The sequence below is a fragment of the Rhodanobacter sp. K2T2 genome, from assembly GCF_013408815.1.
Lineage (GTDB): Bacteria > Pseudomonadota > Gammaproteobacteria > Xanthomonadales > Rhodanobacteraceae > Rhodanobacter.
Genome location: NZ_JACCCA010000002.1, coordinates 403427 through 428072 on the forward strand (window position 1 = coordinate 403427; position 24646 = coordinate 428072).

The 24646-nt window shown below is 63.1% G+C and carries 25 protein-coding genes; 10 read left to right on the forward strand and 15 right to left on the reverse strand.

Annotated elements, in window-relative coordinates:
- The 4 genes from HDE78_RS05260 to pilG form a co-directional block, all read right to left on the reverse strand.
- Positions 1-2031, reverse strand: coding sequence for a methyl-accepting chemotaxis protein (locus HDE78_RS05260; RefSeq protein ID WP_179477456.1), 2031 nt, complete (start codon positions 2029-2031; stop codon positions 1-3).
- A gap of 128 nt (positions 2032-2159) precedes the next feature.
- Positions 2160-2717: a chemotaxis protein CheW gene (locus HDE78_RS05265; protein ID WP_255457642.1), complete on the reverse strand. Its 558-nt coding sequence runs from the start codon at positions 2715-2717 to the stop codon at positions 2160-2162.
- Positions 2714-3085: a response regulator gene (locus HDE78_RS05270; RefSeq protein ID WP_179477457.1), complete on the reverse strand. Its 372-nt coding sequence runs from the start codon at positions 3083-3085 to the stop codon at positions 2714-2716. Before HDE78_RS05270 ends, HDE78_RS05265 begins: the two co-directional genes overlap by 4 nt.
- A 22-nt stretch (positions 3086-3107) precedes the next feature.
- Positions 3108-3521, reverse strand: coding sequence for a twitching motility response regulator PilG (gene pilG / locus HDE78_RS05275; RefSeq protein WP_343205733.1), 414 nt, complete (start codon positions 3519-3521; stop codon positions 3108-3110).
- Positions 3522-3911: 390 nt separating this feature from the next.
- On the opposite strand from pilG, the gene gshB reads away from it, so the two are divergent.
- From gshB to HDE78_RS05305, 6 genes are all read left to right on the forward strand, one after another.
- Positions 3912-4889, forward strand: a complete 978-nt coding sequence (gene gshB / locus HDE78_RS05280; protein ID WP_179477458.1) for a glutathione synthase — start codon at positions 3912-3914, stop codon at positions 4887-4889.
- A gap of 44 nt (positions 4890-4933) precedes the next feature.
- Positions 4934-5785 carry a TonB family protein gene (locus tag HDE78_RS05285; RefSeq protein ID WP_343205734.1) on the forward strand — a complete coding sequence of 284 codons (852 nt, stop codon included), beginning with the start codon at positions 4934-4936 and terminating at the stop codon, positions 5783-5785.
- A 53-nt stretch (positions 5786-5838) separates the two neighbouring features.
- Positions 5839-6408, forward strand: a complete 570-nt coding sequence (locus HDE78_RS05290) for a YqgE/AlgH family protein (protein WP_179477459.1) — start codon at positions 5839-5841, stop codon at positions 6406-6408.
- Positions 6405-6848, forward strand: coding sequence for a Holliday junction resolvase RuvX (gene ruvX / locus HDE78_RS05295; RefSeq protein ID WP_179477460.1), 444 nt, complete (start codon positions 6405-6407; stop codon positions 6846-6848). Before HDE78_RS05290 ends, ruvX begins: the two co-directional genes overlap by 4 nt.
- Positions 6849-6877: 29 nt before the next feature.
- Positions 6878-7804 (forward strand): aspartate carbamoyltransferase catalytic subunit, encoded by a 927-nt coding sequence (locus HDE78_RS05300; protein WP_179477461.1) that lies wholly within the window; start codon positions 6878-6880, stop codon positions 7802-7804.
- A 127-nt stretch (positions 7805-7931) separates the two neighbouring features.
- Positions 7932-9728 carry a hypothetical protein gene (locus HDE78_RS05305; RefSeq protein ID WP_179477462.1) on the forward strand — a complete coding sequence of 599 codons (1797 nt, stop codon included), beginning with the start codon at positions 7932-7934 and terminating at the stop codon, positions 9726-9728.
- 7 nt (positions 9729-9735) lie between these two features.
- On the opposite strand, the gene HDE78_RS20815 is transcribed toward HDE78_RS05305, so the two are convergent.
- Positions 9736-10014 carry a hypothetical protein gene (locus HDE78_RS20815; protein WP_218862044.1) on the reverse strand — a complete coding sequence of 93 codons (279 nt, stop codon included), beginning with the start codon at positions 10012-10014 and terminating at the stop codon, positions 9736-9738.
- On the opposite strand from HDE78_RS20815, the gene HDE78_RS05310 reads away from it, so the two are divergent.
- Complete coding sequence (locus HDE78_RS05310) at positions 10003-10377, forward strand: BON domain-containing protein (RefSeq protein ID WP_179477463.1); 375 nt, start codon at positions 10003-10005, stop codon at positions 10375-10377. The genes HDE78_RS20815 and HDE78_RS05310 overlap by 12 nt on opposite strands.
- A gap of 86 nt (positions 10378-10463) precedes the next feature.
- Here HDE78_RS05310 and HDE78_RS05315 read toward each other — a convergent pair whose 3' ends face one another.
- Entirely contained in the window at positions 10464-11636 is a 1173-nt protein-coding gene (locus tag HDE78_RS05315) for a PilT/PilU family type 4a pilus ATPase (RefSeq protein WP_179477464.1), read from the reverse strand.
- A gap of 103 nt (positions 11637-11739) precedes the next feature.
- Positions 11740-12777, reverse strand: a complete 1038-nt coding sequence (locus HDE78_RS05320) for a type IV pilus twitching motility protein PilT (RefSeq protein ID WP_179477465.1) — start codon at positions 12775-12777, stop codon at positions 11740-11742.
- A gap of 403 nt (positions 12778-13180) precedes the next feature.
- Here HDE78_RS05320 and proC point away from each other — a divergent pair, with 403 nt between their 5' ends.
- Together proC and HDE78_RS05330 are read left to right on the forward strand one after the other, a co-directional pair.
- Positions 13181-14005: a pyrroline-5-carboxylate reductase gene (gene proC, locus HDE78_RS05325; RefSeq protein ID WP_179477466.1), complete on the forward strand. Its 825-nt coding sequence runs from the start codon at positions 13181-13183 to the stop codon at positions 14003-14005.
- Entirely contained in the window at positions 14002-14577 is a 576-nt protein-coding gene (locus HDE78_RS05330; protein WP_179477467.1) for a YggT family protein, read from the forward strand. The genes proC and HDE78_RS05330 overlap by 4 nt, the downstream gene beginning before the upstream one ends.
- Before the next feature lie 166 nt (positions 14578-14743).
- Here the strand turns inward: HDE78_RS05330 and pgaD are convergent, their stop codons facing one another.
- The 7 genes from pgaD to pdxH form a co-directional block, all read right to left on the reverse strand.
- A complete protein-coding gene (gene pgaD, locus HDE78_RS05335) occupies positions 14744-15220 on the reverse strand; it encodes a poly-beta-1,6-N-acetyl-D-glucosamine biosynthesis protein PgaD (RefSeq protein WP_179477468.1) in 477 nt (158 codons plus the stop codon).
- Complete coding sequence (gene pgaC, locus HDE78_RS05340) at positions 15217-16464, reverse strand: poly-beta-1,6-N-acetyl-D-glucosamine synthase (RefSeq protein ID WP_179477469.1); 1248 nt, start codon at positions 16462-16464, stop codon at positions 15217-15219. Before pgaC ends, pgaD begins: the two co-directional genes overlap by 4 nt.
- 10 nt (positions 16465-16474) lie before the next feature.
- On the reverse strand, positions 16475-18379 hold the full coding sequence (gene pgaB, locus HDE78_RS05345) for a poly-beta-1,6-N-acetyl-D-glucosamine N-deacetylase PgaB (RefSeq protein ID WP_179477470.1): 1905 nt from the start codon (positions 18377-18379) through the stop codon (positions 16475-16477).
- A 10-nt stretch (positions 18380-18389) separates the two neighbouring features.
- Positions 18390-20960: a poly-beta-1,6 N-acetyl-D-glucosamine export porin PgaA gene (gene pgaA / locus HDE78_RS05350; RefSeq protein WP_179477140.1), complete on the reverse strand. Its 2571-nt coding sequence runs from the start codon at positions 20958-20960 to the stop codon at positions 18390-18392.
- A 424-nt stretch (positions 20961-21384) separates the two neighbouring features.
- On the reverse strand, positions 21385-22197 hold the full coding sequence (locus HDE78_RS05360; RefSeq protein ID WP_179477471.1) for an ABC transporter substrate-binding protein: 813 nt from the start codon (positions 22195-22197) through the stop codon (positions 21385-21387).
- An 18-nt stretch (positions 22198-22215) separates the two neighbouring features.
- Positions 22216-22656: a secondary thiamine-phosphate synthase enzyme YjbQ gene (locus HDE78_RS05365; RefSeq protein WP_179477472.1), complete on the reverse strand. Its 441-nt coding sequence runs from the start codon at positions 22654-22656 to the stop codon at positions 22216-22218.
- A complete protein-coding gene (gene pdxH, locus HDE78_RS05370) occupies positions 22653-23240 on the reverse strand; it encodes a pyridoxamine 5'-phosphate oxidase (RefSeq protein ID WP_179477586.1) in 588 nt (195 codons plus the stop codon). The genes HDE78_RS05365 and pdxH overlap by 4 nt, the downstream gene beginning before the upstream one ends.
- Positions 23241-23437: 197 nt before the next feature.
- Between pdxH and HDE78_RS05375 the strand changes: the two genes are divergently transcribed.
- Positions 23438-24271 carry a kinase gene (locus tag HDE78_RS05375; protein ID WP_179477473.1) on the forward strand — a complete coding sequence of 278 codons (834 nt, stop codon included), beginning with the start codon at positions 23438-23440 and terminating at the stop codon, positions 24269-24271.
- 28 nt (positions 24272-24299) lie between these two features.
- Here the strand turns inward: HDE78_RS05375 and HDE78_RS05380 are convergent, their stop codons facing one another.
- On the reverse strand, positions 24300-24635 hold the full coding sequence (locus HDE78_RS05380; protein WP_179477474.1) for a YbjQ family protein: 336 nt from the start codon (positions 24633-24635) through the stop codon (positions 24300-24302).
- Positions 24636-24646 lie beyond the last annotated feature (11 nt).

Here is a 24646-nt window from a genome sequence, read left to right on the forward strand (position 1 = left end):
TCAACCAGGCAACTTGAAATGCGCCACTGAGCGGCGCAGATCGCTGGCCAGCTGCGCCAACGTACCGATCGAGTCGGCCGTCTGGCTCGCGCCCTGCGAGGTCTGCGACGTAATTTCCTGAATCGCGTTCATCGATATCGAAATATCGGTTGCCGCGGCGGACTGCGCGCGTGCTGCCGAAGAGATACTCTGAATCAGCGCCGACAAGTCATGCGAAACGCGCTCGATATCGCCCAGCGCGCTGCCGGCGTCTTCCGCCAGGCGTGCACCGGCGACCACCTCGGCGGTGGTCTGCTCCATCGAGTTCACTGCCTCGTTGGTATCGGACTGAATCGTCTGCACCAGTGTTTCGATGCGCTTGGTCGCGCTGGTCGAGCGTTCGGCCAGTCGCTGCACTTCGTCCGCCACCACCGCGAAACCGCGACCGGCTTCACCGGCCGAGGCCGCCTGAATGGCCGCGTTCAACGCCAGGATGTTGGTCTGTTCGGCGATGTCGTTGATCAGTTCCACGATCGAGCCGATCTCCTGCGAAGACTCGCCCAGCCGCTTGATGCGCTTGGAGGTTTCCTGGATCTGGTCGCGAATCGAGTCCATGCCCGAAATCGTTTCGCGCACCACTTCCGCGCCGCGCGAGGCGATTTCCACCGAGCGCTCGGCCACGTCGGCCGACTCGGCCGAATCCTTCGACACGATATCCATCGAGCTCACGATCTGGTTGATCGCGGAGGTCGCCGAGCTGATCTGCTGCGCCTGCTGCTCGGCCGCGTCGGCCAGATGGCGCGCGGTGGTCTGCGTTTCCTGCGCCGAGGACGACACCTGCTCGGAGGTTTCGTTGATCGTCGTTACCAGCGAGCGAAGCTCGTCGATGGCGTAGTTCACCGAGTCCGCGATAGCGCCGGTGATGTCTTCGGATACCGTGGTTTTTACCGTGAGATCGCCTTCGGCGAGCGAACCCATTTCGTCCAGCAGGCGCATGATCGCCTCCTGATTGCGCTGGTTGAGCTCGGCGCTGCTGGCGAAGCGGCGGCGCTGATCGGCGACCAGGGTGAACACCAGCGCGACGGCGAAAACCACGGCGGCGATGGCACCGAACAGGCCCCACCACACGTTCGGGAACAGCCGGCGCAGCGGCAGCTTGCCGACCTGCTCGGACAAATCGTTGGCTCGCAGCAACACGGTCTGTGAATCCAACGAGGCCTGGTTGCCGGCGTGTTTCACGTCGGCCAAATTGCCCGCGGCGTCGGCCAGCTTGGCCAGCGGATCGGACAGCTTGTTCCAACGGTCGGTCATGTCGGCAAGAATCTTTTTCGCATTCGGGTCGCCGATCGGCTTGACCCCGCTTTCCGGATTGCCCTCGAGCAGCCCCTTCAGCACATTGCCGTACAGCTGCGCATCGCGGGCCAGGCCGTCGGCCGCCGACTGCGCGTTGTCGCCGCCCTGCAGCACTTCCTGCACGCGTCGAATGATGCGGTCACCGGAGAGCATCTGGCGGGATGTACCCAGCATCTGGTCGGAACTGCCGTTGTGCTGCTGCAGAATGTTGACCACCTGCTCCATGCTCGAGTTGAGCAGAGGCATCTGCTGCGCCAGCGTGTTGGCGCGCACGCCCGAATCGGTCACCAGCGCCTTGTTGGAGAGGATCTTGCCGATATCGCCGTCGAGCTGCTTCCACGAATCGCTCAGCGTAATCACGGCGCGGCCGGTCGGGGTCGTGTTTTTGTCATCGTAAGGCGGCATGCCGGTATGCGTATCGCCCTTGATCAGCCGCTGCACGGCGGAATCGATCGAGTTGCGGTTGGCGGCCAGCTCGTTGAACGACTCGGCGTTGCCATTGGCCGCTTCCAGCGCGGACTTCGCAGTCTGCTGGGAAAGCACCTGAATCTGCGTGGTCAGCGCGATGGCCTGGCGGTCTTCGCTGTTCTTCTGGTTCAGCAGACCGAAATCGAGCGCCGCGAAACCGATCGAAACCACAAGCAGGACAATATAAACGGCATAACCCCGTTCCCTGCCAACGCCCCCGGTAGTGCTCATGTTCACCTCGTCCGTCTGACCTGATCCGATCGGTGCCGCGCTATGGGCGAATACCGAAACGAAACTTGCTAACCCATTCCGGCCACGACGGGCACCGGCTCTTCTTGTTCAAAATGCGTCGACGACGATCACGCCGCGGCCTGACGGAAATCCGGTGCGCGTACCAATCGATTCATGCTGAAGATCCCCAACTGCTGTTCGCCGACGCGATTTTCGACGAAGCGCGTCAGGCGAGGGTCTTCTTCGCGTATCGCATCACGCCGCTGCTCTTCGTCTACCGTACGCTGGCCGAACACTTCGTCGACCAGCAGCGCCACGTTGCCGTTGCCCTGGCGCACGATCAGCAGACGGGTGCGATCGGTAAGCGGCGTGCGCTCGCCGAACAAAAACCGCGCAAAGTCGATCACCGGCACCAGATTGCCGCGCACGTTGGCCACGCCAAGCAGCCACGGCTGCGTACCGGGCACCGGCGTGAGCGCCGGCACCGCCAGCAGCTCGTTGATCTCGTCGATGCCACTGACCAGCAGGCGTGCGCCGACGCGGAAGCCGATGCCGCGCCACAGACCCGGCGCTTCGAGCTTGTCGCGCGTGTCGGACGCGTGCGCCAGCGAAAGCCGCTCATAGCGCGCCAGAATTTCGAACGGTGTCAGGTTGACGGCCGGCATGCGATGAGCGGGTTGGTTCATGCCGCACCCGGCAGGAGGTCGTTGATGCAGGTCAGCAGCTCTTTTTCATTCACCGGCTTGGTGATGAACGCACGCGCACCCTGGCGCAGGCCCCACACGCGGTCGGTTTCCATCGACTTGGTGGTAATCATGACGATGGGTACAGCCGCCGTAATCGGATCGCGGCTCAGTGTACGCGTAGCCTGAAACCCGTTCATGCCAGGCATGATCACGTCCATGATCACCAGGCTCGGCAGGTCGGCCCGCGCCCGCTCGATGCCTTCTTCGGCGCTGTTGACGGCAACGACCTGATGACCGGCACGCTCCAGCAGCGTGGTGAACACGCGTACGTCGGTCGGTGAGTCGTCGATGATGAGAATATTGGCCACAGGTTCCCCTCAGAATCTGCAGTTAGCGACTTGCAGGCACGGTGCTGACATGACGATGGATGGCACCAAGCAATTCGTCACGTGTGAACGGCTTGGTCAGATATTGCTCGGCGCCTACGATGCGCCCGCGCGCCTTGTCGAACAGGCCGTCTTTCGAACTGAGCATGATTACCGGCGTACCGCGGAACTGCGGGTTGTTCTTGATCAGCGCGCAGGTCTGATAACCATCGAGCCGCGGCATCATGATGTCGACGAAAATGATCGCGGGCTTTTGGTCGGAGATCTTGGCCAGCGCCTCGAATCCGTCAACGGCCGTCACCACGTCGCAACCTTCCTTAGCCAGCAGGGTTTCCGCCGTGCGACGGATGGTTTTTGAGTCGTCGATCACCATGACCTTGAGACCGGTCAAGTCATTAGCACTAACGTTCAAATTCACTACTCCCCCCGGAACTCGCGCGAGCTCAGGTCAATCACGAGCTCAAGCAACTAGTGTGCCGTCATTCGCGCGTATCGGAAATCACGAACCCAATGTATCGAGGTCCGCTCTGCGGCGGCGCTTGATAAACCATGTTGTGTACTGCCTGCCCCTCGAAACTGTCAAGCAATAATCGCGCAGACTCAACGTTCAGCGCGCACAACGTGACCTATATTGGCACCATCGGGCCGATGGCGACAGCTCCAGCCGGATCGAGCTTGTCGCCATCGATCGTCTCGGCGACCATCGCACCTGTTGATGTCAATCTGACGAATCAGCTCGGCCCGATCGGCCGATACGTCGTCGGACCGTTTTTCGAACCCTGTATTTGAGCACTTACGGAGAATCGCCATGACCCTTTCGGTCGCCGTGCTGATGGACCCCATCGGCGCGATCAAGGTTGCCAAGGACACCAGTCTGGCCATGCTGCTGGAAGCCCAGCGGCGCGGGCACACGCTGCACTATTTCGAGCAGGGCGATCTGGCGCTGCGCGATGGCGAGCCGTGGGCGCGCAGCGCCACGCTCACCGTACGCGACGATCCGAAGGACTGGTACACGCTGGGCGAAGCGCAATGGCGTAACCTGCGCGGGATCGATGTGATCCTGATGCGCAAGGATCCGCCGGTCGATGCCCAGTTCATCTACGACAGCATGGTGCTGGAGCTGGCTCAGCGCAGCGGCGTCATGGTGGTCAACGACCCGCAGTCGCTGCGCGACTGCAACGAAAAACTGTTCGCACTGCAGTTTCCGCAGTGCATCGTGCCCACGCTCGTGTCACGCGACGCGGCCGAACTGCGCCGCTTTACCGCCGAGCACGGCGAAGTGGTGCTGAAGCCGCTGGACGGCATGGGTGGGCGCGGCATTTTCCGGGTCAGGGCCGGCGACAGCAATCTCAACTCGATGCTCGAAACCCTGCTCGCCGGCGGCGCCCACGGCGAGGGGCGGCAGCTGACCATCGCGCAGAAGTACATTCCCGAGATCACGGCCGGCGACAAGCGCATCCTGGTGATCGACGGCGCACCGGTGCCGTATGCCCTGGCACGTATTCCCCAGGGCAACGAATTTCGCGGCAATCTTGCGGCGGGTGGCCGCGGCGAAGGCGTGCCGCTGTCCGACCGCGATCGCTGGATCGTCGAACAGGTGGCACCGGAACTGCGTCGGCGTGGGCTGCTGTTCGTCGGACTGGACGTGATCGGCGATTACCTGACCGAGATCAACGTCACATCGCCGACCTGTGTGCGCGAACTGGATGCTCAGTTCGGGCTTAATATTGCCGGCCAGCTGTTCGACGTCATCGAGCAGCGCGTTTCGGGACATCGCACCGCGTGAGTCAGCCTGCCACTGCCGCTCTCCAGCCGACCAGCTCTACCCGAGTGGTCGGCGAGGCGCCCAACCCGATCAGCGCCACGCTGCTGTTTTCGCTGCTGCTGCACGGCGTGCTGTTGCTCGGTATCACCTTTCATTTCGCCAAGTTGAAACCAAGCCTGCCGACGCTGGACGTGACCCTGGTCAACGTGGCCAACCAGGAGGCCCCGGACAAGGCCGACTTTTTGGCCCAGGCCAACAACAGCGGCGGCGGTCAGAGCGACAAGGCGGCGCGGCCGTCAGACCTTTTTTCCGGCCCGCTGCCGCAGCCGAACGAGGGCACCGCGGCCGCGGCGGTTGCGGCGGCCGTCGCGCAGCCTCGGGACGCCACGCCCACCCGCATGGTGACGACCAGCGGCAAGACCGACTTCAGCGTCGACAGCGACACCGCCCGGCAGCAGGTCGATCCGCAGGACGCGGCGACCGCCGCCGAATCGCAGACCGAGCAGGACATCGCCAAGCTCTCCGCCGAAATCAATCGCAAAAAAGTGGCCTACGCCAAGCGACCCAAGATCAAGTTTCTTACCGCCAACACGAAAGAATATGCGTACGCCGCGTACATGCGCGGCTGGGCCGACCGGGTCGAGCGGGTCGGCAACCTCAACTATCCGGAAGAGGCGCGCCGGCGCGGTCTGCATGGCGACGTGCTGCTTACCGTGGTGCTGCGCCTCGACGGCAGCATCAAGAGTATCGAAGTGATCCACAGCTCCGGCGAAAAGCTGCTCGACCTGGCCGCCGAACGCATTGTGCGGCTAGCGGCGCCGTTTCCGCCGGCGCCGCAAAGCGGGGAGAAGATCGACGAACTCAATATCACCCGCACCTGGCAGTTCCAGCCAAGCAACGTGTTGCAGACACGCTGAGACAACGAACAGTCTCTGAAGCACGATGTGCGTGAGGTGCTTACAATGAGGCCATGAGCACCGTCGTCCCCCACATCCTCACCGGCCATTTCCTGATTGCCATGCCGGGGCTGGTCGACCCGCCGTTTTCGCGCGGCGTTGCCCTGCTCTGCCAGCACGACGAAGGCGGCGCGGTCGGTCTGCTGGTAAATCAGCTGTCGGAGTATCGCTTCGGCGACGTGCTGGCGCAGATGAAGCTGGAGTGCCCGGACGGCGATCTGGCCGACGCACCCGTGCTGATCGGTGGACCCGTGCAGCAGGAGCGCGGATTCGTGCTCCACCGTGAGCACGGCGCCTGGGAATCGAGCTATCGGATCAACGCAGCATGGTCGGTGACTACCTCGCGCGACATCCTGGTCGCCATGGCCGCTGGCGAAGGGCCGAGTCAGGCCGTGATGGCACTGGGCTACGCCGGCTGGGATGCCGGCCAGCTGGAGCAGGAGCTGATGGCCAACGCCTGGCTCACCGCCGAGGCCAGCGCCAGCATCGTGTTCGACACGCCGCTGGAGAATCGCTGGAGTGCCGCCGCCGGCCTGGTCGGCGTCGACCCGCGGCAGCTCTCCAGCTACGCAGGCCACGCATGAGCTGTGTGCTCGGCTTCGATGTCGGCAGCAAGCTCACCGGCGTGGCCGTCGGCAACCCATTCACCGCCAGCGCGCGCGCGCTCACCACGATCACCGTGCGCGACGGCGAACCCGACTGGCAGCGCATCGACGCGCTGCGGAAGGAGTGGCTGCCGGACACCTTCATCGTCGGCCTGCCGCTGACGCTGGACGGTGGCGAGCAGCCGGCCAGCCGCGCGGCCCGACGCTTTGCCGACCAGTTGCAGAAACGCTATGGGCTGCCGGTGGCCTTCGTCGACGAGCGACACAGCTCGCAGGACGCCGCCCATCGTTTCGCCGAGGCACGCGCGTCCGGCCTCAAGCGCCGACGCGACGCCGCCCACATCGATGCCGAAGCGGCTGCAGTCATTGTCGAGCGCTGGCTGATCGAGTCGCCCGCCCAGCCTGCGATCGACCACTGACACTCCATCTCACTCTCAGAACCGACGCCATGAGCCCACGCCTGCGCCACCTCACTACGCTGGAAACTATGCCGCGCGATACGATTGAGCGTCTGCTCGATCGTGCCGAAGCGCTGCGCGACGCCTGCGCACACGGCACGCGCAAGCTCAACGTGCTGACCGGGCGCACGGTGCTGAATCTGTTCTTCGAACCATCCACGCGCACGCGCACCTCGTTCGAGCTGGCCGCGCGCCGCCTCGGCGCGGACGTAGTCAACTTCGATATCGGGTTTTCGTCCACCAGCAAGGGCGAGGAACTGTTCGATACCCTGCACACGCTCGAAGCCATGCACCTGGATGCCATCGTGGTGCGGCACAAGCAGTCGGGCACGCCGGATGAACTGGTACGCCACGCGATGAGCGGCGTATCGGTGATCAACGCCGGCGACGGCAATCGGGCGCATCCGACCCAAGGTCTGCTCGATGTGTTGACGATTCGCCAACACCGGCCGGATTTCGAAAATCTGATCGTAGCGATCTGCGGCGACATCAAGCACTCGCGCGTGGCGCGCTCGGATATCCACGCACTCAGCGCGCTGGGCACCAAGGAGATCCGCGTCTGCGGCCCCTCCACACTGATGCCTTCGGCCGAGGAATTCCCCAAGGTCCACTACGTCGAAAACTTCGACGAGGCGATTCAGGGCGCCGATGCGGTGATCACCCTGCGCCTGCAGAAGGAGCGCATGGCAGCCATCGACCTGCCCGACGAGGCGGCCTACTTCAACCTCTATGGCCTGGACCAACGCCGCCTCGCCCTAGCGGCGAAGGGTTGCCTGGTCATGCATCCGGGCCCGATCAATCGCGGTATCGAGATCGCTTCGGACGTCGCCGACGGCGCCCAGTCGCGCATCCTAGAGCAGGTCGGCAACGGCGTATTCGTGCGTATGGCCGTGCTCAGCGAGCTGCTGGCGCGCTAGCGGGTTGCTCCATGGACCCAAAGCTCCCCGGCGACCGATCGCAAACTTATCGTTAAATTGCCGCACCGCGGCAACCCGCGACACGGCATAATGTGCCCGCGACACTCAATAAACCATGGGGATGATCATGCGATCGACGACGCGCTTCATCGCGCTGAGCTTGGCTGGCTTTGCGCTGGCAGCTTGCGGACACAAGGACAAGGACGCGCCGCTGGCCTTTGCGCCAGCCGACACACCCTACGTGGTGGCCAATCTGGACGTACTGGACGACGACACGCGCAAGGCGCTGCTGACGCAGGCCGATATGCAGCTGCCTTCGCAGCTGGCGCAGCTCAACGCCGCCGCCGATCAGATGGCCAAGAAAGATCCCGATGGCGCCCGGCTGATGCATGCGCTGGCGGCCGAATTCAACGGCAAGACGATCGAGACCTTCGCGCAGAATGCCGGACTTGATCTCAAAGGCTATTCCGCACTTTACGGTATCGGCCTGTCGCCGGTGCTGCGCATCGGCCTAAGCGATCCGAAAGCGTTCGACGGCTTTGTCGGCCGGCTGGAAACCGCCTACGGCAAGAAACTCGACGTCGTCAGCATCGGTACGCAAAGCTACCGCAAGTACACGTTCGCCGCCTCCGGCACCGAGGCCATTTTGGCCATGGTCGGCAAGCAGGCCGTACTGGCACTGCTGCCGGCCGACGCCGCGCCGGCGCTGCTGCGTCAGACGCTCGGCCTGGACCGACCTGAAAAGAGCCTGCAGGACGACGGCCGCCTGGTCACGCTGGCCAAGGCCAAGGGCTACCAGAACTGGGTGGTCGGCGATCTCGATCTGACCCGCGCGCTGCCACTGGCCATCAGCGGCAGCGACCCGCTGTTCGCTTCGATCATCAAGGCGCACGCCGCGGCCGAATCGGCCAAGACCGGCGAGCCGGTCGCCAACCAACTGCAGACCTCGCCCAGCTGCGCGCCCGAAGCGACCCGCATTGCCGCGCGTGTCCCGACGATCAGCTTCGGTTACACCCAGCTCGATACCGGTCACCAGAGCGTGCGCTTCGACATCGCGCTGGCCGACGACATCAGCAAGGCGTTCTCCGATCTGAAGGTGGATCTGCCCGGCCTCGGCAGCGCCGGCACCGCGCCGTTCGACGTCAGCATCGCGCTGCCGGTGGCACAGCTGCGCACGTTCTGGTCGGCACAGGCAGACGCCGTCGCCGCCAAGCCATTCACCTGCCCGGCGCTCACCGATCTGAATGACGGCTTCGCCAAAATCGGCCCGGCTATGCAGAAAGCGGCGATTCCGCCATTCGGCGACATGCTGGGACTGCGCATCGTGCTAGACACGCTGGCCCCCGCAAAAGACGGCGGCATGCCGGTCTTCACCGGCCGCATCGTGCTGGGTACCAACAACCCGACCGGCCTGCTGGCGATGAGCCAGATGATGGTGCCGGCGCTGGCCCAGCTGAAGCTCACGCCCAATGGCCCACCCGCCGCGCTGCCAAAGGACATGGCCGGCATGCTCGGTCAGCCGGCCTGGATCGCGCTGGGGGATAAGGCCGTTGCCATTGGCATAGGCGCCGGAGAAGACGCACAGCTGGCCGACACGTTGAAAGCCCCAACCGGCGATGCCGGCCGCACCGGCCGCATGCACCTGACCGGTGCCATGTACATGACCTGGCTGCAGCTGATGGAGGCCAAGGCCGACAGCCTCTCCGCCACGGCGGCCGCACTGGCCAAGAACAACGATGAACCGTCTCTCGACGGTGCCGACAATGGCTCTGACGACCCCGCCCAGATCGCTGCCGACGCGGCACGCTCGAAGGCGCAGTTCGCTGCGATGAAAGCTCAGGCCGCGCGTGTCGACAACATCGACGCGCAAACGCATGTGGAAGCCGACGGCATGGTGATCACCAGCCAGACCACATTGAAATAAGCCTGCCCTAGGCCATGACGCGAAAACCGGAGTGCTCATGCACTCCGGTTTTTTTTGCCGTTTTTCCAGGCTGGATTGCCAACCATAAGCAATCGGAGCCGATGCATCGGTCGAGCCATGCGCGCTGCATCACAGGTCCCGCCACTTGCTGAACAGAAGTGGCGCACCGCCACATCATTTTCACGCATCGACTGTTGCCATACGCGTCACGGAAGCCGGTGACAACGGCATCCCACTGTCGTTCCGACAGACTTCCACCACCAAGGAGATAGCCATGCGTAAACATTCACTGATTCGTAGCAGCCTCATTGCCGCCGGCCTGATGGTCGCCTTCGCAGCTGTTCCGGTTAGCCAGGTCATGGCCCAGGATTCGGCGACCTCCAACCAGACGGTGCCGGAAAAGGCCGCTGACGGCCTGATCACCACCAAGATCAAATCCGTCCTGGCTACCACCAAGGGCATCAAGTCCACCGATATCTCGGTGACCACCGTCGATGGCGCCGTCACCCTGACCGGTACCGCTACCAGCAGCAAGGAAAAGGCGCACGTGGTTCGTGTGACCAAGAAAGTGAAGGGCGTAAAGAGCGTCGACGCTTCGGGCGTGACGGTTGCCGCGGCCCCGGCCTCGAGCTCCAGCAGCGGTATGTAATGGCACGCCTATCGCGCTCGCACTGAGGGCGATAAGCCAAAGAAAAAGGAGCCGAAAGGCTCCTTTTTTTACTTGCCTGTACCGAATCAGCGGTTGAGCAGACTGCCGCCGCCGCCAAAGTTCTGCGAGCTGCGCGTCTCTTCCAGCTCCACGCCGTCCAGTCCCTGCGAGAGGGTATGCGCGTCGCCACCCTGCGCCAGCTTGATGCGCAAGCGCACTTCGTTGGAGCTGTCGGCGTAACGCAGCGCGTCCTCGTAGGAGATCTCGCCGGCGTGATACAACTCGACCAGGGACTGGTCGAACGTTTTCATGCCGAGCAAGGTCGACTCCTTCATCACGTCCTTGAGCTTGTGCAGATCGCCTTGGCGGATGTAATCCTGCACCAGCGGCGTACCCAGCAAGACTTCCACCGCGACGCGACGCGCCTTGCCATCCGGCGTGGGGATCAGCATCTGCGCCACGATACCCTTGAGGTTCAAGGACAGATCCATCAGCAGCTGTTCGCGACGATCCTCGGCGAAAAAGTGCAGGATGCGGTCCATCGCCTGGTTGGCGTTGTTCGCATGCAGCGTGCACAGGCAGAGATGGCCCGTTTCGGAAAAGTTGATCGCGTGTTCCATCGTCTCGCGCGTGCGCACCTCGCCGATCATGATGACGTCGGGGGCTTGGCGCAGCGTGTTCTTGAGGGCGTTTTCCCAGCTGTCGGTATCGATGCCGAGTTCGCGCTGCGTGATGATGCAGCCCTCGTGCTTGTGCACGTACTCGATCGGGTCTTCGATGGTGATGATGTGCCCGGTCGAGTTCTGGTTGCGGTAGCCGATCATCGACGCCAGCGAGCTCGATTTACCGCTGCCGGTGGCGCCGACGAAGATGATGATGCCGCGCTTGGTCATCGCCAACTGCTTGATCACCGGCGGCAGGTTCAGCTCTTCGGGCGTGGGAATCTTCGACTCGATCCGACGCAGCACCATGCCCACGCAATTGCGCTGATAGAAGCACGACACGCGGAAGCGCCCCACGCCCTGCGCGGAAATCGCGAACTGACATTCGTGGGTTTTCTCGAACTCCTCACGCTGCCCGGGCGTCATCACGTTGAGCACCATGTCGCGCGATTGCTGCACGCTGAGCGGGCTCTGGGTGATCGGCACGATGCGGCCCTGCACCTTCATCGAGGGCGCCACGCCTGCCGTGATGAACAGATCGGACGCCTTCTTGTGCACCATCAACTTCAGGAACGAGGTGAAATCAAAATCGCTCATGGCGACGCTCCGCGAAAACAGTAAGTGCAACTAGGAAACGGGGAACAAAATAGGCAATCAGAGCGCCAGAACTGTCAGTACCCTGACTCTACCTTCGTTTTGCTTACTTGAACGTGTCCTTGTTCTTCGCGTAGGTCGAGGCTTCCTGGCGCGACACCAGGCCACGCTTGACCAAATCCTGCAGGCACTGATCCAGCGTCTGCATGCCGAACTGCTGGCCGGTCTGGATCGACGAATACATCTGCGCCACCTTGTCCTCCCGGATCAGGTTACGGATCGCCGGAATGCCAACCATGATCTCGTGCGCCGCAATGCGGCCACCGCCCACCTTCTTCAGCAGCGACTGCGACACCACCGCGCGCAGCGACTCGGACAGCATCGAGCGCACCATCGGCTTTTCGCCGGCGGGGAACACGTCGATGATGCGGTCGATCGTCTTCGCGGCGGAACTCGTGTGCACGGTGCCGAACACCAGATGGCCGGTTTCCGCGGCGGTCAGCGCCAGACGAATGGTTTCCAGATCGCGCAGCTCGCCGACCAGAATGTAATCGGGATCTTCGCGCAGCGCCGAACGCAGCGCTTCGTTGAAGCCCAGCGTATCGCGATGCACTTCGCGCTGATTGACCAGGCACTTCTGCGAGGTATGCACGAATTCGATCGGGTCTTCGACCGTCAGCATGTGGCCGTATTCGTTCTTGTTGATGTGATCGACCATCGCCGCCAGCGTGGTCGACTTGCCCGAACCGGTCGGGCCGGTCACCAGGATAAGACCCTGCGGCTGCTCGATCAGCTGCTTGAACACCGGCGGGCAGCCCAGGTCTTCCAGCGTCAGCACTTCCGACGGAATGGTTCGAAACACCGCACCGGCACCGCGGTTCTGGTTGAACGCGTTGACGCGGAAGCGCGCCAGGCCCGGAATCTCGAAGGAGAAGTCGGTTTCGTAGAATTCTTCGTAATCGCGGCGCTGCTTGTCGGACATGATGTCGTACACCAGCGAGTGCACCTGTTTGTGCTCCAGCGCGGGAATGTTGATGCGACGCACATCGCCGTCGACGCGGATCATCGGCGGCAGTCCGGCGGAAAGGTGCAAATCCGAGGCCTTGTTCTTTACCGAGAAGGCAAGCAGTTCGGCAATGTCCATCTATCTGTTCCCCTGAACCAATCGTCTGGATGACTTGAATTTATGGCGGTATCGGCGCCGCATCGCGCATGCATGACGAGGATGTTCGCACGGATAGGCCACCGCCGCGCATGCGGCACGCGCCGCTTGTCTGTGAACGAAGAACCCCCGACCCCCTTGCAGCTCGTTCGATACTACTCGCGCAACAGGCTGTACGGCCAGTCTTTTTCCGCACCGGAAAGGTGAAGTAAACAGACGCTCTTTGCAGGATTTTCGCAAAACCGGAGCGATCGCTGCCGACTCGTCGAAGCCAACCGGCCAAAGCGGCTCCGTCGCGATTGCCGACGGCAACAAGGAGGCATCGCCAAAGGCTCGGCTCCGGTAAGGTAGCGGCCTGGACAAATGCTCTTTGAGGAAAACCTGCATGGCACGACTAGCCTTTATCGGCGGCGGCAACATGGCGCGCAGCCTGATCGGCGGCCTGCTGAAAACCGGCATGCCCGCCGCCGCCATCAGCGTGGCCGAACCGCTGGCCGAGGCGCGTCAGGCGCTGGGCCGCGAATTCGCCGTCGCCTGCTACGCCGAAAACCGCCTCGCCGTCGCCGAAGCCGAGGTTATCGTGCTGGCGGTGAAGCCGCAGATCATGCCGGCCATCCACACCGAGTTGCGCGACACCTTGCAGCGCAATCGCCCGCTGCTGATCTCCATCGCCGCCGGCGTGCGGCTGGATCAGCTGGAGCGCTGGTTTGGCGCGCACCTGCCGATCGTGCGCTGCATGCCCAACACACCCGCCCTGATCGGCGCCGGCGCCACCGGCCTGTGCGCCAACCACCGGGTCAGCCCGCCGCAGAAAGCACAGGCCCAGCACATTCTTGACGCTGTCGGCCTCACCCGCTGGATCGATGACGAAACGCTGATGGACACCGTCACCGCGCTGTCCGGCTCCGGTCCCGCGTATTTTTTTATGCTGGTCGAAGCGCTCGAGGCCGCCGCCGTCGCGCAGGGCCTGCCGCGCGACGTCGCCCGCGCGCTGGCCGCGCAGACCTGCCTCGGCGCCGGCCGCATGCTGGTCGAGGGCGGTGAAGACCCCGGCGTGCTGCGCCAGCGCGTCACCTCGCCCAACGGCACCACCCAGGCCGCGCTGGAAAGCTTCAGCGCCGACGAACTTCCACGTATCGTGGCCCGCGCCGTTGCCGCCGCCACCCACCGCGGCACTGAACTGGCCGCCAATCTGGACACCATCTCGTGAGCTATCTGCTGAACGCCGTTTCCCTGCTGATCGAACTGGCTTTCGATGCGGTCATCACTTTGCTCGTCGTGCGCTTGCTCGCCGAAGCCTGCCGTGCCGATTTCAACAACCCGCTCAGCCAGTTCGTCTACCGCTATACCAACCCGGTGCTGGCGCCGGTGCGTCGTGTCATTCCCAACTGGCGCCGCATCAACCTCGCCGCGCTGCTGCTTGCGTGGCTTGCCATGCTGCTGAAGCGGCTCGTGCTGTTTCTGATTATCGGCGTGATGCCGCACGCGCTCGGCCTGGTGCTGCTGGCCTTCGCCGAGCTGCTCGATTTTCTGCTGCTGTTCTATCTGGTGCTGATCTTCGCCTGGTCGTTGATGAGCATGCTGGCCGTGGATCGCCGCCAGCCGGTGCTTCGCCTGGCAGGTTCCATCGTCGACCCGCTGCTGCGGCCGCTGCGCGGCAAGCTGACGGCGGGGAATATCGATTTTTCGCCGACGGTGGTGATGGTGGGCCTGCTGCTGGCGCGCATGTTGATCGCGGCTCCGTTGCTGGATCTCGGAACACGGTTGGCTTTGGTCGCCTAGAGCCTGTTTAAGGTCTCCGTGTGGCCCGCGTCGGGTTGCCTTGCCGTGGCCGCCGAGCGGCAGCGCGAGCTAGTCGGAGACTTGCTCTTTGAAAACCAACCGTCCCTGTCGACAGGGACGCGCGCTCAGTAAACCCCGCACAGATTCATTAACCGTCAACCGGCCTTCAGCGCGAACCTTCAAGCGACGGATCGGCGGCTGCCGGACCGGGGATATGGCTGACTCTGCCGTCGTCGGCGAACGTAAGCACAATGCGATTGCTGCTGCGCAGTTCGATGGCACTGACATGGTTCACGCTGAGCATATCGGCCATCGCGGTCATGGAAGCTGGCGGCCGTCCGCGCCGGCGATCCAGCTTGTGAAAGCGCTTCCAGTTGTAGGCTGACCACGATGAAATGACCAACGCGCAGCCCAGGGCCAACCAGAGCAGGTAGAGCAACTGGCCCCACCCTGCGGTATGGTCACGCTGGAACAGCTCCACGTAGCTGGTATGCAAACCGAACCACCACGCCAGCGCGGTAATCAATGGCAGCCACAGGGACACCCACGCTATCCACGCAACCAGCGTGAGCAGTCCGAATATCGCCCGACTCGCTCGCCGCTGCCGATGAGGCCTATGGATCAAAATAGCTTCGGCTTTCATCGCACGCCCCGATCCGGACTGGTCCAGATGGCACGGGTACCCTTGCGCTTCAACAAGGCCTTGGGCAGAGCGACGATGCTGGTGAATGTGTTGATCAACCAGTACGCCAGCGGATACCAGATCATCCAGTAGTAATTGCGGCCAATGGCCGTCTCGTAGCGACGATCAATCATCAGGCTGACCAGGAATTGGGTGAGGCACACCAGTCCCAGTACAACACCGTTCCATTGCGGCAACATGGTGGCTATATACAAGCCAGGCGGCATCGGCAGAAACAGTCCGAGCACCCACAGCGTCAGCACACACAGCATCACATACGCCCAAAGCATGCTCAGCATGTATTCCAGGACGACCAGCCAATTGCGGCGCAGGCGCCAATGCAGCATGTCGCGGGTGTAACGCAGGATCACCTCGGCACCGCCCTGCGCCCAGCGCAGACGCTGCTTCCACAAGCCGCCAATCGTCTCGGGCATCAATATCCAGCAAAGCGCATTGGGCTCGTAGCGGATATCCCAGTGCTTCATCTGCAGGCGCCAGCTGATGTCGATGTCCTCGGTCACCATGTCGGTGCTCCAGTACCCGACATCATGCAAGGCGCTCTTGCGGAAGCCGGCAATCACGCCCGATATCGTGAACACGCTGCCGTACACCCGCTGCGCTCGCTTGATCAACCCGATGATCGAAGAAAATTCGCCGACCTGCAGCTTGCCCAGCAAGGTGGAGCGATTGCGTATGCGCGGGTTGCCCGTGACCGCCGCCACGCGCGGACTGCTGATCAAGTGTGTCATCAGCCAGTGAGTGGCGTAGTCGTCCAGCAGGGCATCGCCATCGATGCACACCAGATACTCGCCGCGCGCCGCCATGGTCGCCATGCGCAGTCCCATCGCCTTGCCCTGATTACTGGACAGGTGAATCACCCGTAGTTGCGGAATGTGCTGCTGCAGCTCATCCAGCAACTCGCCGGTGTTATCGGTGGAGCCGTCGTTGACGGCAATGATCTCGAATGCCGGGTAGCGTTGCGCGGTCAGTTGCAGGATCGTTTCGCGCACCTGCTCGCCTTCGTTATGACATGGCACGATCAGGCTGACGAGGGGATATTCGGCAAGCGCCGGCGGCTTCACCCGGGATGGGCTGGTGCGTTCCCAGCGCAGAAAATACAATACGCTGCCGATCATCCAGATTATCGACATCGTCAACGGATAAAAAAACGCAAAGTCGAGCAAAACGCGCAGAGTGCTGTCCATGCTCAAGACCTCAGCGTGACTTGTACGGAAAGTCGGACCCAGAAATGAACGGGCGAATGGCCTCAAGCGCCGGCTGTCCATTGACGAAGTCATCGGGGTAATAGCCGACATCTCGCGCGCCACGCTCCTGCAGCAGACGTATCTGTTCGCCCAGCACCTGCGCCGGAATCGGCTGGCCGTTTCGCCAGTCCTTGCTCGCCAGCTCGAACACCGTGTGATCGAGGCCGCTTTTTTCGCGAGCTACCGCATCGACCAACTGCTGGAACCACTGATCGGTTGGCGAACGCTTGTCCAATTGCGGCATGGCCATCAGGCCGACGTAGTCATAAGCCCTCAGAAAGGCCGGAAGACTCTGTGCGAACCACGCTTCCGCCTCCGGCCGAAGCACCGGCGTGGCGTACAGATTGCGTGCCGTCTTGATCTGCGATCGCCACTGTTTCACGCGCGCCGTCAGCGCGGTGGTGAAGTCGATCAGATCTTGCGTGCGCTGCGCGGGCGTGTGCGCCGCCCAGGGGCCCAGATGGTCGCCATCACGCATCAACGCATCATCGGAAAACAGCACGCCGGAAAAATTGGCATGCTGCGCCAGATCCTCGTAGACATCGCCGATCATCCGGCGCACACGGGGGTCCCACGGGGCCAGCCGGTACACGTCGTCGCCGGCTTTTGGCACGGCGGCCCCGAGGCTGGGCAGGCCGGGCGCCTCCTTGAAACGATAAGCCAGCACCGGCAGCCAGGCATACACCCTCACCCCACAGCGGGTCTGCAGTTGCCAGGCCACGCGCGAAAACAGGTCGGCCCGCATCGGCAGATGCCGGTTGGGAAAGTACACCGACTCCGCAACGCCGTTGCCATCCGGGTCGGCGTAGGCTTGCAGCCATATCTGGGTCGGCGCCATCCGCTTGATGCGATCCAGCAGAGCGGACAGGTTTCGTTCCTGCTGTGCCGGGTTCGGGTCGTAGACGTAGTCCAGATCGACCTGCACCACTCGCTGCGGTTGCACCTCGTGCCGGTCGTAGATGAGCGCCGCCAAGCCATCCACACCGATATTGTCGGGGATGAGCACGCGTGGGATGGTCTTGTCCGGCGACAGCGAAGGGCTGGCGTCATCCAGACTCAGCGAAAACGCCAGCCCCACCGAGGCGGCGACCTGCTTTGCCACCTGGTTATAGGTGCCGTACGGCCACACCACTGCCCGCGGTCGCTGGCCCGTCTGGCGCTGTATCTCATCGGCACTGTGCTTCAAATCGGCATACAGGCGAGCGCGATAAGCCGCGGCGTCTTCGTATTTTGCGGCGGCGGCATCGTAGGCCGACGTCACCGCCGCCGGCATCACGTTACCCTGCGGATTGGCGACAATGCCGCGATGCAGATCCCAGGTATGCGAAGCGATCTCAACCAAACCAGACGCCTGGATCTGACGAACCTGCGCCCAATCGAGAAAGCAATGGCGATCGCAGCGCTTGCCGTTGTAGTCGAACGATTTTCCTTCCGGCAAGTCCATCCACGAGCCTTCCAGCGCCATCAACGCCGGATAATGGTAGGCACGCAGCAGCGGCAATACGCGGGTGTAGGCGCTCTGCAGTCCGTCATCGAAGGTAAGCAGCACGGCTTTGGGCGGTAACGCGCGCGATCCTTCAACGGCTTCCACCACGTCATTGAAACTGACCATGTGAAAGCCGTTGGTCAGCAGCCAGTCGAAATGCGCAATCAGATGATCGGTGGTGATCGCGGTGCTGTCGTTCGGACCGGCTTCGCGCAGGTCGTCGACCACGTCGTGATAGTTCAGAACGGTAAGCGCCGGCAGCGGGGGCGTAACCCGTATCGGATGCACCATCGCATCCGGCACAGGTCGCGTGGCCGCTACGGCGGCCACCGAAAAGAACAGCAGCGGCAACAGCAGGACTCTGTTCAATCCATACATCTCATTCTCCCCAATGCATGGTCAGATCCAGCGTGACTCGTGAGTCGCGCTTGCCGTCATAAGGCTGGCTGCTCCAGCCCAGCTTCCAGCCAAAGGCCAGGCCGGCACGCGGCTCGATGCTTTGTCCATAGCCTGCGCTAGCCATCCAGCTCGAGCCAAAGCCTCGCTCGTCATAGGTGCCCGCCTGGATATCGATCCTCTGTCGCCACGTTTGCTCGTAGCGCTGGAACAGCAAATTCTGCAGGCGCAAGTCGACCGCCGCCCAGCGAACGTGTCCTGGGCTGTAGTAGGGAACGTCGACATTGCTGTTGTGACTGCTGCCAGCCTCCAGGCCACCGTCGATCGTCATCTGCGGCACGGTGAACAATCGCTGCATCACGTGCGATTGCCAGCCTTTGCTGCTGTTGTTGTCGCTGAAGTGCACGCTGTTGACACCGAAACCTGCCTCGGTGAGCTCGCTGGCGCGCCACTGCACGCTGGCATGTACCGCCTCGGCGGTAATACCGTAATAGCTCGCACGGATCGGCAGATCGGTGTCGCCATGCTTGTTCCAGTCACCGGCAAACACCCAGTGATCGCTCGGTGCCCAGGTGGCGCCAGCCTCCAGCGCCGTGTCCTTCGCCCGGCCGCCAGCTGCGCCCAGCACGTGGGCATAGAACTGCAGATCGCGCATGTAGCCCAACAGGCCCAGCCCGGCCCGGTCGCGCTCGATAGGACCTTCGGGAAGGTTCGCCGAGGTCTGGTTGATCAGACCCTCCACGCGCCAGTGGTCGTCCAGCAACGGACTGGCCAACGTCGCCTGCGTCTGATGATCGGAGTCACCCAGGTTGGGCGTACTGCCGCGTCCACGATCATGCTCGATATCGAACTGCCAGCCGCGCTCGCGATCCCACGACTCGCGCTCGCGCTGCACTTCGGGACTGCGCGGCAGCACGGTTTCAATCTTGGTCAGCGTCGGCTGCACCAGCGAATAGTCATGCAGCTGACGCCAGTCATCGAGCACGCCGAGCTTGGTGGACAAGTCGTTGGGATCGATGCCGAGGGCGATGATCTGACTGCGCTCGGCGGCGCGCGGCCAGCCCCGGGCTCGCTGCAGAGTGCCGAACTCGCGCCATAGCTGCGCGTTCATCGGCGCCTGCTGCAACAGCGGCTGCAAACGGCTCTGCGCATCGGGCAGCAGGCCGCTGTACTCACGTACCAGTACCGTATTCAGATCGGCCTGCAGCTTTGCCTGATTGCGCACCGGCAGTGCGATGCCATGACGAGGCTTGAAGGCACTCAGCGAGTCCGCCGTTTTGTCAGCCAAGGCAATCGCCTTGGTATTACGGCCTGACTCGAGATAGGCATACATCAGACCGGTACGTGGATCTGTCTCGCCTGAAGCATAAGGCCCCGGCAAATCGTGAATGCTCTGTTCGTAGAGTGTCGCCGCCTCAAATGGATGACGCTGCTGCAACAGCGCATCGGCCGCGGCAGCCTTGGCGTAACTTGGCAAAGGATGGTTGTCGGCCAGCAGCTGGCGATACGTATTGACCGCGGTGGCGCCATGGTCTAACTGATCGTCGACCATCAGGCGATCGGTGCGCGCCCGCACCGCCAACGCGGGCTGATTTTTGTCAGCCTCGGCGATGACTTTATTGATGTCCGCCACAGCCCGATCGACGGAAACATAGGGCTGCCGGGGATCAGCAGGCGTCGCCGTGGCCCAGCGAATTTCATGCGTCGCCAGGTCGGCCTGCAACGTCCTGCTGGTTGCCGCATCGGGTGGTGAAGACATCCCTTGCGCCAATTGCCACGCGCGTGCGGTGGCGCCCAGATCGGACAGAATTTGCCACTGCATGCGGCGCGCAGGTACGTCGTTCGGCCATTGCGCCAACAGTTGTTCGCACGCCGCCAGGGCAGGCAAACGCCGCCCCGCCGCCAGTTCTGTCTGAGCCCGCTGCCATAGTGTCTGGCGCGTTTCGAGGTTTGTGCGGTTGATCGGCAACGGCGCTGCCGTCGTCTCATGATCCGGCGTTGCCGCTGCGCTGGACGACCGCGCCGGGGGCGCCATCGTTTTGTAGGAACGCTTTCGATCGGCCGCATCGGCGGCGGCAAAATGCGCGCTTTGCGCCGCGCCCGACATCGCCGACGGCGCTGCTGCCACCTGTGCCTGCGGTAATTTCGACGGCGGCTGCTCTGACGGTTTCGTCGTGGCTACCTCGGCCACTGGCGGTGTTTTTCTCTTATCGGCGCGCTCTGCGGCGTGCGTCGCAGGCGTGGCTACGCTGGCGGAACGGATCTCCTGGTGGTCACGCCGCAAAGCCTGCGTTTTCGGCGCTGGCGACCGTGTGACGGGGGCCGACGACGCCGTGCTCGCCGTTGACGCGGCAGCATCCGTGCGAACGTTTGCGCGCACCGCAACGGGGGCTTCCTGGCCAGCGGCGGAGCGATTTTGTCCGGGCGACGCGGCATTGGGCGTGCTGTATTTGGCGACCAGCGACTGCAGGTCATCGAGCTTTCCGTCACCGACCGACTGCGCCGAGGCTCCGCAAACGAACAGGGCTCCGCTGGTGCCGACAAGCGCTGCCATCAGCAGCTTGTTGCTCGATCCCGACTGTCGCCCATCCGCTGTGCCGGTGGCGCTGCCGTGGCATCGAGATGCCAGTTCCGATGCGACGACCAAAACCCGGCGTGAGCGGCACCAGACGAGACGAAAAATGTGATTCATAGCCGATCCATAACAAAACAGCCACAGATGCGGCTATCGGCAGCAACACCCAGAACACAACACTCGTTCATCCAGCAACTCGCCTTGACTCGCAGCAATTCCATCGCACTACCTTCCGTCAGCGGCCTATGCCGGATTGATGCTGATCAAGCAGATCCAGCGCGCATAACTGACGTGATGCAGGCCAGCCAAACTTTCAATTCTATCTCTATCGCTGCAGGCCTCCAACCTCATGGCCCAAACATCGCTATGCATCCGTCGGCTCGGTATCGGGCAAAACGATTATTTAGCTTAATGCCCAGGTCGCGATGATCCGATGAATCGCATCCAGCCCATCGAACAGCGCCGCGGGCCCGGGCTGCAGGATGATCGGAGACTTGATCTCGTAAAGATCGCCATGGATCACTGCAGGAATGGTTTCCCAACCGGGACGCACTGCCACCTTCTCCGACCGGAAGCGTTTGCCGCACCACGAGCCGAGGATGATGTCGGGCGCGCGGCGTATCACTTCGTCGCCGTTGGCCAGAACGCGCTGCTTGGCCAACGGTTCGCTCGCGAGTTCGGGGAAACAGTCGTCGCCGCCGGCGATACCGATGATCTCGGCGACCCAGCGGATGCCGGTAATGATCGGCTCGTCCCATTCCTCGAAATAGACCTTGGGTCGGCGCGGCAAGGCAGCCGCCGACGCGCGAATGTCGGCGATATGCCGCTCGGCGCGTTGCGCATACGCCTCGGCTTTCGCCGCGGCACCGACCATTGCGCCGAGGCGGCGAATATAGGCGAGGATGCCGTCGACACTGCGATGGTTGCTGATCCACACCTCGACGCCGCATTTGATCAGCTCGCGCGCGATATCGGCCTGGATATCGGAAAAGCCGATCGCCAGATCCGGCTCCAGCTTCATGATCTCGCCGATCTTGGCGCTGGTGAAGGCGGAGACTTTCGGCTTTTCCTTGCGTGCACGCGCCGGACGCACGGTAAAGCCTGAGATGCCGACGATGCGATGCTCCTCGCCGAGCGCATACAGCACTTCGGTGGGCTCTTCGGTCAGACAGACGATGCGCTGCGGGTAGTGGTCGGCACTTTCGCGATCAGCCATATGCCAGGCATCCCGCGCTCATTGCCCCAGCACCGTCACGGTGACCTTGCGCTGGTGTGGACGAGTGCGATGCTCCCATAGATAAATGCCCTGCCAGGTGCCCAGCTGCAGGCGGCCATCGCTGACCGGCACAGTCAGCGTGACACCGCTCAGCGCGCAGCGGACGTGCGCCGGCATATCGTCAGGGCCTTCCGCGTCGTGCTCGAACAGAGCATCGCCATCGGGCACCGCGCGCGCAAACCAGCGCTCCAGATCGCGGCGCACGGCCGGGTCGGCGTTTTCGCTGATCAGCAACGAACAGCTGGTATGCGCGGTGAAGATATTGGCGATGCCGGTTTGCACCGTGCTCGCAACAACCAGGTTATCTACCTGCGCCGTGATGTCGGTGAAGCCTCGGCCGCGCGTCGGCACCACCAAGCCGTGCTGTGCAACCTGCTCGACAGGCACCGCCCGACTCATGGATAAAGCAGCCTGCTGGTCCAGGTCTGGCCGTGGCGATTCCAGCGCACGCGCTCGTGCAGGCGGAACTCGGCGCCGTACCAGAATTCGACCATGTCCGGCTCGACCAGGAATCCACCCCAATGCGGCGGACGCATCACATCGCGACCTTCGAATTCCTTTTCGTACTTGGCCACGCGCTGCTCGAACGTGTCGCGATCGGGCAGCGTCTGCGATTGCAGCGAGGCCCACGCACCGATCTGGCTGCCCCGGGGCCGACTGGCAAAATAGGCGTCCGACTCGGCCGGCTGCACTTTACGCGCCACGCCCTCGACACGAACCTGAACCCCGTGGCGAAGCTGCTTCCAGTGGAAGCACAGGGCGACCTGCGGATGCGCATCGAGCTGGCTGCCCTTGTCGCTCTGGTAATTGGTATAAAAGCGGAAGCCGCGTTCGTCGACCTCCTTCAAAAGAACGATGCGCGAGGCGACACGGCCCGAGGCGTCCACGGTGGACAGACTCAGGGCCGTGGGTTCACGGTCGTCGCTGGCTTTGGCTTCATCCAGCAGGCGCACAAACGTACTAAGGATTTCGGGGTTGAGCATGGCGGTCAAAACTTTCCTTTTGCATCGTGGTCAACTCGCGCCATCATGGCGCAGATGAACACTTCCGATGATAGTGCAACGCGTCATCTATCCCGTATCGCCCATGCAGGCGACGTGATGGCGTATTGCCGCGACCCTCTGTTACAGGGCATCCGCCTGGCGGTGGCCAGCGCGGGTTGCAAACCAGGCTTCGCGCCATGACGGCAGTACAGGGCGGCGCGCAAAACGAGGCCCTGGCCGGCCACCTGCTGGACCAGTACGCCGGTCGCATCGCACGCTCGCGCCGGCCGTACATTCTCGGCCTGTCCGGCTTGCAGGGCAGCGGCAAAAGCACGCTGGCCAAGGTGATGAAGGCGCAGGCCGAAGCGCGCGGCTGGCACACCGAGGTGCTGTCGCTGGATGATTTCTACTACTCGCGCAGCGATCGCGAGGCGCTGGCGCATCAGGTGCATCCGCTGCTGCGCACGCGCGGCGTGCCGGGTACGCACGAGATCGAACTGATGATGTCGGTGCTCGCCGCGCTGCAGAAGGCCTCGGACAAGCTGCCGGTCGCGCACCCGCGTTTCGACAAGGGCCGCGATACGCGCATTCCGCCCTCGCGCTGGCCGCGCTCGACCAAGCCGCCCAAGCTGGTCATCGTTGAAGGCTGGGCGCTGGGCATTCGTCCCCAGAGCGAAGCGGCGCTGGCCGAACCGATGAACGAACTGGAGCGCGTCGAGGATCCCGACGGCAGCTGGCGCCATTGGGTCAACAAGCAGTTGCGCGGCTATCAGCCGCTGTGGCGCAAATTCGATGCGCTGATCGTGCTGCAGGCGCCGAGCTGGGACATCGTGCGCCGCTGGCGCAGCGAACAAGAAGAGAATCTACTGGCCCGGCATGCGCCGCTGGCCATGGAGGCCGAGGCGATGGTGCGCTTTCTGGCGCACTACGAGCGCCTGAGCCGGCACGCGCTGGCGACGCTGCCCGCGCTGGCCGACAGCTGCGTCGAATATGACGACGACCGCCACGTGATCGCGCTCAATCACGGCTGATCGAATCGTCGCGCTGCAATCAGCGATGCTATTCCACCAGCACCGCCGTTCCGTACGCCAGCACCTCGGTCACACCTTCCGCCACATCGTTGGCGTCATAGCGCATCGCCACCACCGCGTTGGCGCCGAGCGCCGCCGCATGCTGCAGCATCAGTTCGAACGCGTCCTCACGCGCCTTCTCGCACAGCTCGGCATAGATCGAGATATTGCCGCCTACCAGGGTCTGCAGGGCTGCACCGAAATTGCCGATCACGCTGCGCGAGCGCACGGTAATGCCGCGCACGATGCCGAATGATCGAACGATCCGACGACCGGGAATGTCGTTGGTGGTACTGACTTGGTGATGCGCAATGCTATTGGCCATGATGCTTCTCC

Excerpts from the sequence above, each read along its gene's own strand:
- HDE78_RS05260 (WP_179477456.1), bottom strand. The coding sequence starts at position 2,031 with ATGAGCACTACCGGGGGCGTTGGCAGGGAACGGGGTTATGCCGTTTAT.
- HDE78_RS05265 (WP_255457642.1), bottom strand. The coding sequence starts at position 2,717 with ATGAACCAACCCGCTCATCGCATGCCGGCCGTCAACCTGACACCGTTC.
- gshB (WP_179477458.1), top strand. The coding sequence starts at position 3,912 with ATGACCCTTTCGGTCGCCGTGCTGATGGACCCCATCGGCGCGATCAAG.
- HDE78_RS05290 (WP_179477459.1), top strand. The coding sequence starts at position 5,839 with ATGAGCACCGTCGTCCCCCACATCCTCACCGGCCATTTCCTGATTGCC.
- ruvX (WP_179477460.1), top strand. The coding sequence starts at position 6,405 with ATGAGCTGTGTGCTCGGCTTCGATGTCGGCAGCAAGCTCACCGGCGTG.
- HDE78_RS05300 (WP_179477461.1), top strand. The coding sequence starts at position 6,878 with ATGAGCCCACGCCTGCGCCACCTCACTACGCTGGAAACTATGCCGCGC.
- HDE78_RS05305 (WP_179477462.1), top strand. The coding sequence starts at position 7,932 with ATGCGATCGACGACGCGCTTCATCGCGCTGAGCTTGGCTGGCTTTGCG.
- HDE78_RS05310 (WP_179477463.1), top strand. The coding sequence starts at position 10,003 with ATGCGTAAACATTCACTGATTCGTAGCAGCCTCATTGCCGCCGGCCTG.
- HDE78_RS20815 (WP_218862044.1), bottom strand. The coding sequence starts at position 10,014 with ATGTTTACGCATGGCTATCTCCTTGGTGGTGGAAGTCTGTCGGAACGA.
- HDE78_RS05315 (WP_179477464.1), bottom strand. The coding sequence starts at position 11,636 with ATGAGCGATTTTGATTTCACCTCGTTCCTGAAGTTGATGGTGCACAAG.
- HDE78_RS05320 (WP_179477465.1), bottom strand. The coding sequence starts at position 12,777 with ATGGACATTGCCGAACTGCTTGCCTTCTCGGTAAAGAACAAGGCCTCG.
- proC (WP_179477466.1), top strand. The coding sequence starts at position 13,181 with ATGGCACGACTAGCCTTTATCGGCGGCGGCAACATGGCGCGCAGCCTG.
- pgaD (WP_179477468.1), bottom strand. The coding sequence starts at position 15,220 with ATGAAAGCCGAAGCTATTTTGATCCATAGGCCTCATCGGCAGCGGCGA.
- pgaC (WP_179477469.1), bottom strand. The coding sequence starts at position 16,464 with ATGGACAGCACTCTGCGCGTTTTGCTCGACTTTGCGTTTTTTTATCCG.
- pgaA (WP_179477140.1), bottom strand. The coding sequence starts at position 20,960 with ATGGCAGCGCTTGTCGGCACCAGCGGAGCCCTGTTCGTTTGCGGAGCC.
- HDE78_RS05360 (WP_179477471.1), bottom strand. The coding sequence starts at position 22,197 with ATGGCTGATCGCGAAAGTGCCGACCACTACCCGCAGCGCATCGTCTGT.
- HDE78_RS05365 (WP_179477472.1), bottom strand. The coding sequence starts at position 22,656 with ATGAGTCGGGCGGTGCCTGTCGAGCAGGTTGCACAGCACGGCTTGGTG.
- pdxH (WP_179477586.1), bottom strand. The coding sequence starts at position 23,240 with ATGCTCAACCCCGAAATCCTTAGTACGTTTGTGCGCCTGCTGGATGAA.
- HDE78_RS05375 (WP_179477473.1), top strand. The coding sequence starts at position 23,438 with ATGACGGCAGTACAGGGCGGCGCGCAAAACGAGGCCCTGGCCGGCCAC.
- HDE78_RS05380 (WP_179477474.1), bottom strand. The coding sequence starts at position 24,635 with ATGGCCAATAGCATTGCGCATCACCAAGTCAGTACCACCAACGACATT.